The sequence below is a fragment of the Mycobacterium gordonae genome, assembly GCF_001417955.2.
Taxonomy (GTDB): Bacteria; Actinomycetota; Actinomycetes; order Mycobacteriales; family Mycobacteriaceae; genus Mycobacterium; species Mycobacterium gordonae_B.
Genome location: NZ_LKTM01000372.1, coordinates 110147 through 123480, shown reverse-complemented (window position 1 = coordinate 123480; position 13334 = coordinate 110147). Strand labels below are relative to the sequence as shown.

Sequence of the window (13334 nt, the reverse complement as noted above, 5' to 3'; positions counted from 1 at the left end):
CTTCATGGACATGTGAGGTGGCTGCGCGCTAGCTGCATTGGCTCGGAAGAGTCAGCGATTTACGCGCGCTGGCGAATTTCCCGCAGCCACCCGGCCCTCGAGCGTCCGGTCTGTCCAACCGGAGCGTCGCTCGGGGGCCGCTCCATCTCTGGGACCTTTTTTCAGGACCGCTACTTGTTCGCCCTCGCCATGATCTGGTCGGCCAACTTCGCGCCGCCGTCGGTGATGTCGTTACCGCACGCCTGAACCTCGATAACCAGGTCGCCTGCCGCGCCGAGCACATGCTGGCACGTCCGGGTGTTGTTGTCGGTTTCCGCGCGGGTCATGGTGATCTTCGGAGCAGCGCCGTTGACTTCGCCGAAGCTCCACTCGGTGCTCTTGCTCGGACCGGTGAATGTGACGGTCTTGTTGGCGCATGCCCGCCATTTCCCGGCGGATGACTCCACGAACGCGCGGGCCTTCTCGGCCGACGGGAATTTCGCGACGGCCTCGACGACCCGGTGAACGTCACCGGACGACTGCACGACCTGAGTGTGGATCGCGGTCGGGTCGTGCGGCCGGTACACCGACTCTTGGAACGGTTCGAATGCCGACAGGCACTCCTGATCGGACAAGGTGCCCTGCGGAGCGCGTAGTTGGTCGCTGTGTGCACTTTCCTTCATGTTGGGGTCGCCGAGCACATTTCCGATGTCGACGGCGCCGAGCAGGATGGAACCGGTTTCGGCCGGGGCGGTGGCCCCGTTGGAGGCGCCGGTCGCAGCGCCGCTGGGATTGGCCGCCGTCGGCTTGCGGGTATTGCCGCCGGAGGCGAAGACGACGATCAGGACGATGGCCAGCACAGCGGCCAGCGCGGCACCGCCGATGATGAGCAGCTTCTTGTTCGACCCTCCGGAGCTGGGCGCGGGTGCGGCGTGGCCGGTGGCGGGGCGGGCCTGTGGTGCGGCCGCCGGGGCCGCCGGGGCCGCCGGGGCCGCCGCAGGAGCAGCGGAGGCCTTGGCCGGCGCCCCGCTCGGCGCGCCCTTCGCCGCACCATCCTTTGCCTCGATTTCGGCCAGCACGTTGTCGATCTCGGTCCGGGTGCGGTAGGTGACGTCGTGGCGCATCCGCAGCATCCGCAGCAGCTGGGCGATGTCGCCGCGCGCGCTCGGGTCGTCGCCGTCCTCGTCGAGCCCGGTGCGCAACTCGAGCAACAGCTGGAGCTGTTGGGCGGGGGTGAGTTCCTTCTCGGACAGGTCGTTGCCCAGACGCATGATGTAGCCAAAGGGCACCGGCGGCTCCTCGGGCAACGGCGACGGCAGCGGCGCTGCCTTATCGCGCATCGCATGGATCGCGGTGACCAACTGGATGCCGGCATCGACGGTCGGGTTCTGGTAGTCGATGATCTGCAGCGTGGAGACGGGATTGACCCGCACGCTGTCTACCGGGCCCACCTTGACCGGCAGGATCGGGCGGTTCAGGGCTTGCGCGTAGCGCAGCTCGGCCAGGCTGGGCTTGGACTGCAGCCAGTTGTTGGACAGTGCGACGATGAACACGTCGCACGAGCGGATCTGCTCGAGGATCGCGTTCCACCAGGCGTCGCCGCCACCGAGTTCCTGGTCGAACCAAACCTTCTGCTGGGCGCGCTTCAACGCGGTCGTCAGCGCGTCGAGCGACGTCCTGTCCTGGCTCGAGTAGCTGATGAATATGGCCACGGCAGTCTCCTCAATTGAGGGCAGGGGGAGGCGGATACGGCGAAACCGTCATGCGACGGTAGCGCATGGTACTGGTCGCAGCAATCGGCTCTGGCAAACCTGACGCGGGGGTCAGTCCGTGGCGGGGACGTGCGCTTCGTCCGGCGGCTGGAACTCGGCGTAGCGCTGCGCGAACTCATGACCGGGCACGGGCCACTGTTCGCCCTCCGCGCCCCGCACCACCCAGTCGCCGTCGGCTGCGTTCGTCGGGCCTTCCAAGGTGTTGATCGACTCGCCAGGCTGCGCCGGACGGGCCTGGACGCGTCCCTTTCGGCGCCAAAGTCCGTCACCGGCCGGTTCGTAGGTGGCGTGGAAGATGTCGTCGCGCACCGACCAGGTCTTGCCGTCCGAGCGCACTTCCCAGTCGCCGGCGTCGGCGTGCATGGTGTGCCCCGAATCCGATGTCCAGGTCCACGGCGCGGTGCGTTGCTCGGCGGACACGGTCCCGACGCGGGTGAACGTGCGCCACAGCGGGCGGGAGCGGTAACCGAGCTGACGCAGGCTCCACAGCGTGGCCGCCAGACTGCGCACGGCGGCGTTGAGCAGGTCGGGGTTGTTCTCGACGGTGGACCAGTCGACCAGCTTGTCGTGGATCTTGCGGGCGTCGTCGCGCGGCGTGCCGTACTTCCAGCCGTTGCGGCGGTAGTAACGGCACCAGTCCTCGTGCTCCGCCTGTGCCATTGCCAGTGCCGAGTGCTGGTCGAAGCCCATCAACGCAAGCTGTTCCAGCGGCGGCGAATCCGCCATGTCTCGGCCGGACAGCTGGGCAGGGGGGCTGCCCCAGGTGTTCCACGTGTGGCCGGCGATCTGTTCGACCATCCACAGCGCGTTTCGCACCTGACGCCGGTTCGAGCCGCGGTAGAACTCGTCGAGTTCGACCCACGGCACCGAGGCGGGGCCCCGGGGCCAACTGGGGTCGATGGTGGCGACGTACCGCTCGTGGATCAGCCGGGCCGCCCGCTCCCAGGCGTCCTGAACCTGGCCTTCGCGGCTGTCCAGCACCAGCGAGTACGACTGCAACATGCCGACCACCTGTATCGAGTCGTCGGCGATGCTGGTGTTGAGGTCGGAGGTGTAGACGGGCATCTCGGGGAAACGGGCGGCCAGCCTGGTGCCGGTGGTCGCGGTGTGCGTGTCGACCAGGATCACCGCGCTCGTGTGGGGGTCGGTGTCGCCGATCAGCCGCAGGATGGTGGGTATCGTCGGACCCTCCGACACTGCGTCGATCGTCGGTCCGTTGGACGCGAATCCTGCTTGCTGCCGGTAGAACTCGTGATCTTTCAGGTATTCCTCGGCGTCGCGTTCCACCAGTGTCAGCGACGGCAGCGGGACTGCCCCCGGGGGCGTGTAGAAGTCGCGTTCCAGCGCGCGCCGGGTCAGGTCCGCGCATAGCGCCAAGGTCAGTTGTGAAGTGCCACAGACGAATACACGCTTGGTCCGGCCGGTCGCGACGATCCCGTCCAGTAACCGGCTCGCCGTGACTTCGTACTTGCCGACGACGTCGGCCGCCCAACGGGTGTCGGAGCCGCCGAACTGCTGGGCACGCCAGGCCTCGGCGAGCCAGGGATCGTCGATGCGCACGATGAGCGGTAGCCGTCGCTTGTTGGCGACTTCGGCCAACCGGCGGCTGATCAGGTCCAGCCACAGCAGGTTGATCGCGGGGTCGGGTGCCATCAGGTAGAGCCGGCTCAGGTGGCGCCACAGTCGCAGCGTCACCAGCGTGGCGGGCGTGTTGAAGTCCACCAGCACGACGCGGGCGCCCATTCTGCGGACCCGCTGTACGCGGTCGTCATTGGCGCTGGTGATGACGACCAGGGTGCCGCGCCGGTCCAACGTCCGTGCGACGCCGCTGATCATCGATTCGGTGTCGTCGTCGACCCCGACGATCGCGGTGACAGAATCGGCGAAGTTTGCGCGTAGCCGGTCCACCTGGGACCGGAAGACGCCGACCACCACACCGCCCAGGCCCGTGAAGATCGCCGAAACGGCTGCCATTCGGGCTAATTCGAGGCCCACCGGTGTCGGGCTGGGGCAGACGTGCCCGCCCAGCGAGTAGTCGCCGCTGCTGCCTTTGATCAGCTGGGCGGTCAGCATCAGCGGGGTGAAGACCGCGGGATGGTTCTCGTCGTGGCAGTTCCAGTACGAGCTGAGGCCCAGAATGGCGCTCATGGTGATCAGCACGGCGATCACGGTGAACGACACGCCCACCAGGCGGTGGCTGGCGTTGGACCGGAAGGTCATCACACACACCGCGGCCAGGACGGCGACGACGATCGCGGTCGTCGGCATCGATCCCGGCCGGCCGAACCAACCCACCCCGGACGGCAGCAGGTCCAGAATCGCCGGCTGGGCCGCCACCGCGGCCAGATAGGCGATCAACAGGACGGCGAGGACCGACATGGCCCAGCGCACCGGGGGCGGGGCGATTCTCTTCTGGCCCATCAAACCTCCCGTCCTGCAGCCCACTCGGACGCGAACAGTACACGCGCAAGCGCACGGGAAGGCAACAGCGAGAACTCGTTACGGAGGTTGCTCTCAGCCGACGAAACGGGACAACCGCGCCGACAGATGGGGGACCAGGCCGCCGTCGGCGTCCACCCGCTCTTCGACGTAGGCCAGATCGCCGCCCTCGACGATGCCGTAGAGCCGCTTGGCACCGCCGACCAGGACGCCCGACCGGCTCCGTGCCAGCGCATCGGTGACCAGTTCCCACGACGACTGGTTACGCGGGCGCCCGTAGAACAACTCGACATAACCGGCCGAGTGCGCCAGCAGCAGTTCGATGGCCTGCGATTCGCTGGGGTCGTCGGGGTCGGGCACAAACCGCCAGAATCCCGTTTCCCGCAATCCCGGCTGGTGGTACTCGCCGGCCTCGTCGAGGCGCCAGGAGCGTGCTTCCCAATTCAGGTAGTCGCCGCCGTCGTGCGAGACCACGATCTGCTGGCCGAACCGGTAATCGCCGTCGTGGGCACGGCCCTCGCCCTCGCCGCGCCACACGCCGACCAGCGGCAGCAGCGCCAGCAAAGCGTCGTGAAGGTTGGCGCCTTCGCGCAGGTTCGCGGTGTCGGCCGGCAGCGGCAGGTCGTCAAAGGCGGGGATATTCCGGGCAGCGGTCAGTTTCGCCCGCTCGGCCGCCTGTGACAGTTCGTCGGGGGCGTCTGGGGCGTCTGCGCCCTCACTGGAGGTCACGACTCGTCGGTGATCAACCGATAGAGCGCATAGAGCGCGAACCAGGAGATGACCACAGTCGCAAGGACCAGCATGATCTCGAAGAACAGCACCACGGGGACGAGTCTATGCGATCAAGTTTGTCGTTGACTCTGCGTTGAGGGTGGCGAGCACTCGAACTTCGTCGCCCTCAACGCAGAGTGAACCGCTGCCGGTCAGGCGACCTTGATGTCCACCTCGTGGATGCCGGCACCCGACGGCGCGATCACGGCGTCGCCGTTGCCGACTCGGGACAACGCCCGCAGCGTCCACGAGCCGGGCGCCGCGAAGAACCGGAAGTCACCCGTCGCCGACGCCACGACCTCGGCAGTGAACTCGTCGGACGAGTCCAGCAGCCGGACGAAAGCGCCGCCGACGGCCTGGCCCTCACCGTCCACGACGCGGCCGGTGATCACGGTTTCCTTCTCCAGGTCGACGCTGGCCGGCAACGTCAGCCCTTGCTTTGGTGCAGTGCACATGTCAGTTTCCCAACTCGATCGGGGCACCCACCAGGGAGCCGTATTCCGTCCAACTGCCGTCGTAGTTCTTGACGTTCTTGTGTCCGAGCAATTCCTGCAGCACGAACCAGGTGTGCGACGAACGTTCCCCGATCCGACAGTAGGCAATCGTTTCCTTCTGTCCGTCCAGTCCGGCGTCGGCGTACAGCTTGGCCAGTTCCTCGTCGGACTTGAAGGTGCCGTCCTCGTTGGCGGCCTTGCTCCACGGCACGTTGATGGCGGTGGGGACGTGGCCGGGACGCTGGCTCTGCTCCTGGGGCAGGTGCGCGGGTGCCAGGATCTTGCCGGAGAACTCGTCCGGGGAGCGCACGTCGACCAGGTTCTTGGTGCCGATGGCGGCGATCACCTCGTCGCGGAAGGCGCGGATGGAGTTGTCCGGCGCGGACGCGGTGTACGAGGTGGCGGGCCGGTTCACGACATCGCTGGACAGCGGCCGGCCATCGAGCTCCCACTTCTTGCGGCCACCGTCGAGCAGCTTGACGTCCCGGTGGCCGTACAGCTTGAAGTACCAGTAGGCGTACGCCGCGAACCAGTTGTTGTTGCCGCCGTAGAGGATCACGGTGTCGTCGTTGGCGATGCCACGGTCGGACAGCAGCTTGGAGAACTGCTCTGCGTCGACGAAGTCGCGCTTGACCGGGTCCTGCAGGTCGTCTCGCCAGTCCAGCTTGATCGCGCCGGGGAGGTGGCCTCCGTCGTAAGCGCTGGTGTCTTCGTCCACCTCGACGAAGACGACGTTTTCGGCATCCAGATTGCTCTCAGCCCAGTCGGCGGAGACCAGGACGTCGGAGCGTGCCATGGGGGATCCTTTCGATTTCTTCTGATGAACAGCTTTGGGGCTGGGTACGGCTATTGCGCGAGGAAGACATGCCACGGTGAGGACCCTGACCGCTTCGAGCACAGCGCAGATAGGCGCGGCTACTCAGCAGCAACAGCAACAGCAACAACCCGCGACGCGGCACAGTTGAACTGCGCGGCGCTTGGTGAGCACAGGCTCGATGCGGGCTGACACGTCGGTCAGCTTACCCAATGAAACAGTGATCAAGCCAACAGCGGCAGACAGCTCACAGCTGGCGAGCGTCACGACTGCTTGAAACCCTCCAGCGTGACGGTGACGTCGCGGGTGATGCCCTCGATGATGACGTCGGACCCGCGCGCTCCGACCGTGTTCGGTGCCACCCCGAACGGCAGCCTCTGGTTGGGCAGCCGGCCGGCGAATGCCCGCAGCACCGCGTCGCGTTTGTCGTCGGGGACCGCCTGGTTGGCGGTGTCGGGGCCGGTGAGCACCCCGGTCGGGCTGATCACCAGCGTGGCGGGGTCCTCGGGGGCAATGGCCAGGTCCACCGAGATGCTGACCCGGTGGTCGAAGCCGGCCGATTGCGGCGTCCCGCTGAACACCAGTCCGTGGCTGCCCGAGATACCGGACTCGGTGGTGCCACCGGTCGCGTCGTTGGATTCCTGAGGAGGCGCCTCCACCATCAGGTCGGTGATGCCCATGAAGCGGCCCAGGTGCACCGAGTCGATGATGATGCGGCTCTCCAGCTTCCCGACCGGCAGCTTTGCCTCGGGCCTGAGCAACCACGACGCATCGGTCAGGTCGATCGAGTGCATGGTGGCCTCGAGGGTGGCCTTGCCGACGGTCGCGTGATCGACGGCCCCGGCCTTGATCTCCAGCTCGTCGTAGTGGTGGGCCATCGCCTGGGGGATGAACGGAAAGGCGATGATGGCCACGAACGGGTCAGACCCCAGATCCGCGGCTCTGCGCACGTTGGTCGAGAGCCGGTACTCGGCGTAAATGCTCGCGCCGTAGTCGACGCCGACGGCGCCCAGCGCGATCACGCCGACGGCGATCGCCGCCGCGGTGGCACCGGTCAGGACTTTGCGCACGCGGACATTCTGACATCGCCGGGCCGTGTTGGGTTGCTCACAGTGGTCTTGCGGCCGGCAGCGCCCGCCCGCAGGTGGCGGGGGCATCGGCTAATCGTCCGGCTTGCGGTCGTTGCATCGCGGAAGGCCTCGTCGCCAGGCCGAATAACACGCGGCAAGTTATCGTTAGATGATCTTGCCGCTAACGTCATATGTCGCGATGATCTGGGAGGCCTTGCCCACGACGCTGGAGGGGCGTGTTGGAGCTACTACTGCTGACCTCGGAGCTGTATCCCGACCCGGTCCTACCCTCGTTGTCCCTGCTGCCGCACAGCGTGCGGACCGCGCCGCCGGAGGCGTCCTCTTTATTGGAGGCCGGTAACGCCGACGCCGTGCTGGTCGACGCGCGAAACGATCTCTCCGCAGCACGCGGTCTGTGCCGTTTGCTCAGCACGGCGGGCCGGTCCGCACCTGTGCTTGCGGTGGTGAGTGAAGGCGGACTGGTGGCCGTGAGCGCCGACTGGGGCCTGGACGAGATTCTGCTGCCCAGTACGGGGCCTGCCGAAATCGACGCGCGGCTGCGGCTCGTCGTGGGCCGCCGGGGTGGTCTGGCCGACCAGGAAAGCGTCGGCAAGGTGAGCCTGGGCGAGCTGGTGATCGACGAGGGCACCTACACCGCCCGGCTGCGTGGTCGCCCGCTCGACCTCACCTACAAGGAATTCGAGTTGCTGAAGTACCTGGCCCAGCACGCGGGCCGGGTGTTCACCCGCGCCCAGCTGCTGCATGAGGTGTGGGGGTACGACTTCTTCGGCGGCACCCGCACGGTCGACGTGCACGTACGTCGGCTGCGCGCCAAGCTCGGCCCCGAGCACGAGGCTCTGATCGGCACGGTGCGCAATGTGGGCTACAAAGCGGTCCGGCCGGCGCGCGGCCGGGCCCAGGCCGCCGAGCCCGACGAGCGCGAATCTGACGACGACGAATCCGACGCCGATATGGACCCGCTGGCCGACCCGTTGCGCAGTCAGTGACCGCGCCGCAATGGCGCCCGGCCCTCACCCGCGATGAACAGCGTCAGGTCCGTGAGCTCGTAACGGCCGCAACCGAATTCGACGGTGTAGCGCCAGTGGGTGAGCAGGTGCTGCGGGAATTGTCACAGGACCGCACCGAGCACCTGGTGGCCGGGGATCCCAGCGCCGGAGTCACGGGTTATCTGAACCTCACCCCGCCCCGAGACGACGCCGGCGCCATGTCGGAACTGGTGGTGCACCCGCAAGCCCGGCGCGGGGGTGTCGGCACGGCACTGGCGCGCGCGGCACTCGCCAAGACCGGCGGTCAGACCCGGTTCTGGGCGCACGGCACGCTGGATCCCGCCCGCGCCACCGCGTCGGCGCTGGGCCTGGTCACGGTGCGCGAACTGCTGCAGATGCGGCGTCCGCTGCGCGATATCGCCGAGCCCCTGACACCTGAGCGGCTGCGTGAAGTGCGGATCCGCACCTACGCGGGCCCTTCGGACGACGCCGAACTGCTGCGGGTCAACAACGCCGCGTTCTCCTACCATCCGGAACAGGGTGGTTGGACCGAACGCGAGATCGAGGAGCGGCGTGGGGAGTCCTGGTTCGATCCGGCCGGCCTGTTCCTGGCGTTCGACCGCGACGACAGACTGCTCGGCTTTCACTGGACCAAAGTGCACCCCGACCCCGCCGGGCTGGGCGAGGTCTACGTGGTGGGCGTCGACCCGTCGGCCCAGGGCAGCGGCCTGGGGCAGTTGCTGACCTCGATCGGCCTGGTGTCGCTGGCGGCGCGGCTGGCCGAGATGCCCGACCCCACCGTGATGCTCTACGTGGAGTCCGACAATGCGGCCGCGGTGCGCACCTATGAGAAGACGGGGTTCGCCGTCTACAGCGTCGACACCGCGTACGCCGCCGGCTGAGCCGTTCCCGCGGATGTTTTCTTGCGGGGCGAAGCATAGTTTCCGCGCTACCTGGCAATGTCCCCGTGGGTGAAATCCCGGTCCGTGCTGCGAGCGACGGCTGTGGCGCTGACCATCTGCGGTGCGGCCGTGACCGCCTGCGGCAGCGACGACAACCGCGGCGCCCTGACGCAGAGCTCGAGGGTGTCCGGCGAGGGCTCGTGCGGTGGTAAGAACGCGCTGACCGCTGAGGGTTCGACGGCCCAGCAGATCGCGATCGCGCTGTTCAATCAGGTGTGGGGCCAGCTGTGTCCCGGGAAGTCGGTGGCGTACAACCCCACCGGCTCGGGCGCCGGACGCGAGCAGTTCATCGCCGGCCATGTGGACTTCGCCGGATCTGATTCGCCGCTGGTCGCCTCCCAGATCGGCCCCGCTGCCCAGCGGTGCAACGGAAGTTCGGCATGGGATCTGCCGCTGGTGTTCGGGCCGATCGCGTTGGTGTACAACCTGCCGGGCGTCCCCAAGCTGGCCGTCGACGCCGACGCGTTGGCCAAGATCTTCAGCGGCGGCATCCGGCGCTGGGACGACCCGCTGCTGGTTGCGCTCAATCCCGGTGTGGCACTGCCCAAAACGACGATCACTCCGATCTACCGCAAGGACTCGTCGGGAACCACCGACAATTTCCAGAAGTACCTGACCACCGCGGCGCCGCAGAGCTGGTCCCGGGGCGTCGGAACCGAGTTCCAGGGCGGCGTGGGCGAGGGCGCCCCCCGGTCGGCCGGCGTGGTCGAGGCGGTGCAGACCACTCCGGGGGCAATCGGATACGTCGAGAAGGGCTTCGCCGATCGCGCCCGGGTGCCGTTCGCGCAGATCGACACGGGCAACGGCGTCGTCGCACTGACCGAGGAGACCGCCCGCAACGCCGTCAACGCCGTTACGTTCGCGGCCGGCGGGAACGATCTGGTGCTGGAGCTGGGCTCGATGTACGCCATCCAGGAGCCGACGGCCTACCCGCTGGTGCTGGCGACCTACGAGATCGTGTGCTCCCGGGGCTACGACCCGGACACGGCCGCCGCGGTGAAGGCGTTCCTCACCACTGCCGTCGGCAAGGGCCAGGCCGTGCTCACCTCCGCCGGGTACGTCCCGTTGCCGGATAAGGTCAAGGAGCGCCTGATCACCGCGATCAACGCACTGCAGTAACCGCACGGAGCACTTCGACGGGATCAACAGTGACTTGATGGACCGACAGCCAAACCCAGCCGACGCGGGTTCGGGTGAAGTCGTCGCCGCGCCCTTCCCAGAGCCGCCGGTGGTTCCGATCAGCCCGTGGGGCTATGGCCGGCCGCCGCTGGCGGACCGGATTTTCCGCCGCCTCTCGCTGGGGGCGGGCTTATTGGTCGTGGCCCTGATCGCAGGCGTCGGCGGGTTCCTGCTGTGGCATGCCATGCCGGCGCTGGCACGAAATCAGGTCAACTTCTTCACCTACCGCGGCAACTGGGTCACCACCGACCCTTCGGCGATGCGGTTCGGAATTCTCGAACAGCTGCACGTGACGATCTTCGTCTCGGTGTTCGCGCTGGCCCTGGCAATGCCGGTGGCGCTGGGTGTGGCGCTCTATCTCACCCAGTACGCGCCGCGCAGGCTGGCCGCGCCGCTGTCGTACACGGTCGACCTGCTGGCCGCGGTGCCGTCGATCATCTACGGGGTCTGGGGCCTGTACGTGCTGGCGCCGCGGTTGCGGCCGGTGGCCGTCTGGCTCAACGTCCACCTCGGGCAGCTGTTCCTGTTCTCGACCGGTAACGCATCGGCGGCCGGCGGCGGCACCATCTTCACCGCCGGAATCGTCCTGGCGGTAATGATCCTGCCGATCATCACCGCGGTCACCCGTGAAGTGTTCGTCCAGACCCCGCAGGAAGAGATCGAGGCCGCGCTCGCACTGGGTGCCACCCGCTGGGAAGTGGTCAAGACGACGGTATTGCCGTTCGGGCGGTCCGGATTCATCAGCGGGTCGATCCTGGGGTTGGGTCAGGCCCTGGGTGAGACGGTCGCTCTGCTGATCATCCTGCGCGGCACGCAGACGGCGTTCGGTTGGTCGCTGTTCGACGGCGGGTCCACCTTCGCCACCAAGATCGCCGCCGCCGCACCCGAATTCGACAATCAGTACAAGGCGGGGGCCTACCTGGCCGCGGGGCTGGTGCTCTTCCTGCTCACGTTCGTGGTGAACGCGCTGGCCCGAGCGGCCGTGGCCGGCACCAGAGCCGTAAGGCCGCGGTCGTGACCTCGATGCTGGACCGCCCGCTTAAATGGCGGACGCTCGCCGGGCGCGGCCTGCGTCGTCGCATCGCCAACACCGTCGCCACCATCCTGGTGACGCTGGCGATGCTGGTCGCTCTGGCGCCGCTGCTCTGGTTGCTCTGTTCGGTGGCGGTCAATGGGTTCAGGGCGCTGGCGTCGAGCACGTGGTGGACGCATTCGCAGGCGGGAACGACGGCTCTGAATTCCGGTGGGGGTGCCTACCACGCCATCGTCGGCACGCTGCTGCTGGGATTGGCGTGCGCGGCGATCTCCATCCCGATCGGTGTATTGGTGGGCATATACCTGGTCGAATACGGCGGCCGCAGCGCGTTGGCCCGGCTGGTCACCTTCACGGTGGACATCCTCGCGGGAGTGCCCTCGATCGTCGCGGCACTGTTCATCTACGCGGTGTGGGTCGCGGCGCTGGGTCTGCCACGCTCCCAGTTCGCGGTGTCGCTGGCGTTGGTCCTGATGATGCTTCCGGTGATCGCGCGGGCGACCGAGGAGATGTTGCGGATAGTGCCCGTGGACCTTCGGGAGGCCAGTTACGCGCTCGGGATACCGAAGTGGAAGACCATCGCCAGAGTGGTGATTCCGACCGGCCTGTCCGGCATCCTCACCGGGATTCTGCTGGCGCTGGCCCGGGTGCTCGGTGAGACGTCGCCGCTGCTGATTTTGGTCGGCTATTCGCGCGCTATGAACTTCGACATGTTCAGTGGGTTCATGGGGTCGTTGCCCGGCATGATGTATGACCAGACGACCGCCGGCGCCGGTGCCGACCCGGTTCCCACGGAGCGGATGTGGGGTGCCGCGCTTACTCTGATCTTGTTGATTGCAATCATCAATATCGGGGCCAGGATGGTCGCGAAGGCCTTTGCCCCGAAGAAGACTTAGCCAGGAGCTGCATCAGTTGGCCAAACGGTTGGACCTCAAAGAGGTCAACATCTATTACGGGTCGTTTCATGCGGTCGCCGACGTGACCCTGTCGGTGCTGCCCCGCAGCGTGACTGCCTTCATCGGCCCATCCGGCTGCGGCAAGACCACGGTGCTGCGCACTCTCAACCGCATGCACGAGGTGGTCCCCGGGGGCAGGGTGGAAGGCAGCGTGCTCCTCGACGATGAGGACATCTACGGCCCGCGCATCGATCCCGTCGGCGTACGCCGGGCCATCGGCATGGTGTTCCAGCGGCCGAACCCCTTCCCCGCCATGTCGATTCGCGACAACGTGGTCGCCGGTCTGAAGTTGCAGGGCGTACGCAACCGCAAGGTGCTCGACGAGACCACCGAGCACTCGCTGCGCGGCGCGAACTTGTGGGACGAGGTCAAAGACAGGCTGGACAAGCCCGGCGGCGGCCTCTCCGGTGGTCAGCAGCAGCGGTTGTGTATCGCCCGCGCCATCGCCGTGCAACCCGACGTGCTGTTGATGGACGAACCCTGCTCGGCGCTGGACCCCATTTCGACGATGGCGATCGAGGAATTGATCAGCGAGCTGAAGCAGGAGTACACCATCGTCATCGTCACGCACAACATGCAACAGGCGGCGCGCGTGAGCGATCAGACAGCGTTCTTCAACCTGGAGGCCGTCGGCAAGCCGGGGCGGTTGATCGAGATCGACGACACGGAGAAGATCTTCTCCAACCCCAGCCAGAAATCCACCGAGGACTACATCTCCGGCCGATTCGGGTAAGCGTCCCCGCTCGGCGGGGGTTGCGGGCCGCGTGCGCGCCCAGGCTGCAGATTTGCAGCGAAAGTTCGAGTGGCAGCCGCCAGATTTGCAGGCTCGGCGGTTACACCGCGTCCGCCCTCCTCCGC

13 protein-coding genes are annotated in these 13334 nt (G+C 67.2%); 6 read left to right on the top strand and 7 right to left on the bottom strand.

What is annotated here, in order from left to right:
* Nucleotides 1-170 precede the first annotated feature (170 nt).
* The 7 genes from AO501_RS31445 to lmeA form a co-directional block, all read right to left on the bottom strand.
* A complete protein-coding gene (locus AO501_RS31445) occupies nucleotides 171-1691 on the bottom strand; it encodes a sensor domain-containing protein (protein ID WP_055581483.1) in 1521 nt (506 codons plus the stop codon).
* A gap of 111 nt (nucleotides 1692-1802) precedes the next feature.
* On the bottom strand, nucleotides 1803-4172 hold the full coding sequence (locus AO501_RS31440) for a RyR domain-containing protein (protein ID WP_055581482.1): 2370 nt from the start codon (nucleotides 4170-4172) through the stop codon (nucleotides 1803-1805).
* 93 nt (nucleotides 4173-4265) lie between these two features.
* Nucleotides 4266-4919 carry an FABP family protein gene (locus AO501_RS31435; protein WP_055581481.1) on the bottom strand — a complete coding sequence of 218 codons (654 nt, stop codon included), beginning with the start codon at nucleotides 4917-4919 and terminating at the stop codon, nucleotides 4266-4268.
* Between the two features lie 194 nt (nucleotides 4920-5113).
* A complete protein-coding gene (locus AO501_RS31430; RefSeq protein WP_055581480.1) occupies nucleotides 5114-5416 on the bottom strand; it encodes a DUF1416 domain-containing protein in 303 nt (100 codons plus the stop codon).
* Nucleotide 5417: 1 nt separating this feature from the next.
* Nucleotides 5418-6251 (bottom strand): sulfurtransferase, encoded by an 834-nt coding sequence (locus AO501_RS31425; protein WP_055581479.1) that lies wholly within the window; start codon nucleotides 6249-6251, stop codon nucleotides 5418-5420.
* Nucleotides 6252-6374: 123 nt separating this feature from the next.
* Nucleotides 6375-6464, bottom strand: coding sequence for an Ms5788A family Cys-rich leader peptide (locus tag AO501_RS40910; protein ID WP_396891262.1), 90 nt, complete (start codon nucleotides 6462-6464; stop codon nucleotides 6375-6377).
* A 68-nt stretch (nucleotides 6465-6532) separates the two neighbouring features.
* Nucleotides 6533-7339 carry a mannan chain length control protein LmeA gene (gene lmeA, locus AO501_RS31420; protein ID WP_055581478.1) on the bottom strand — a complete coding sequence of 269 codons (807 nt, stop codon included), beginning with the start codon at nucleotides 7337-7339 and terminating at the stop codon, nucleotides 6533-6535.
* Between the two features lie 236 nt (nucleotides 7340-7575).
* On the opposite strand from lmeA, the gene AO501_RS31415 reads away from it, so the two are divergent.
* From AO501_RS31415 to pstB, 6 genes are read left to right on the top strand one after another with little or no spacing between them, the layout of a single operon-like run.
* Complete coding sequence (locus tag AO501_RS31415) at nucleotides 7576-8346, top strand: winged helix-turn-helix transcriptional regulator (protein ID WP_156452888.1); 771 nt, start codon at nucleotides 7576-7578, stop codon at nucleotides 8344-8346.
* Nucleotides 8343-9248 (top strand): mycothiol synthase, encoded by a 906-nt coding sequence (gene mshD, locus AO501_RS31410; protein WP_055581477.1) that lies wholly within the window; start codon nucleotides 8343-8345, stop codon nucleotides 9246-9248. Before AO501_RS31415 ends, mshD begins: the two co-directional genes overlap by 4 nt.
* A 57-nt stretch (nucleotides 9249-9305) precedes the next feature.
* Nucleotides 9306-10427, top strand: coding sequence for a phosphate ABC transporter substrate-binding protein PstS (gene pstS, locus AO501_RS31405; protein ID WP_055581476.1), 1122 nt, complete (start codon nucleotides 9306-9308; stop codon nucleotides 10425-10427).
* Nucleotides 10428-10464: 37 nt separating this feature from the next.
* Nucleotides 10465-11505 carry a phosphate ABC transporter permease subunit PstC gene (gene pstC / locus AO501_RS31400; protein WP_055581475.1) on the top strand — a complete coding sequence of 347 codons (1041 nt, stop codon included), beginning with the start codon at nucleotides 10465-10467 and terminating at the stop codon, nucleotides 11503-11505.
* Entirely contained in the window at nucleotides 11502-12416 is a 915-nt protein-coding gene (gene pstA, locus AO501_RS31395; protein ID WP_055581474.1) for a phosphate ABC transporter permease PstA, read from the top strand. Before pstC ends, pstA begins: the two co-directional genes overlap by 4 nt.
* A gap of 16 nt (nucleotides 12417-12432) precedes the next feature.
* Nucleotides 12433-13209 carry a phosphate ABC transporter ATP-binding protein PstB gene (gene pstB / locus AO501_RS31390; RefSeq protein WP_055581473.1) on the top strand — a complete coding sequence of 259 codons (777 nt, stop codon included), beginning with the start codon at nucleotides 12433-12435 and terminating at the stop codon, nucleotides 13207-13209.
* The last annotated feature ends 125 nt before the right edge of the window (nucleotides 13210-13334 follow it).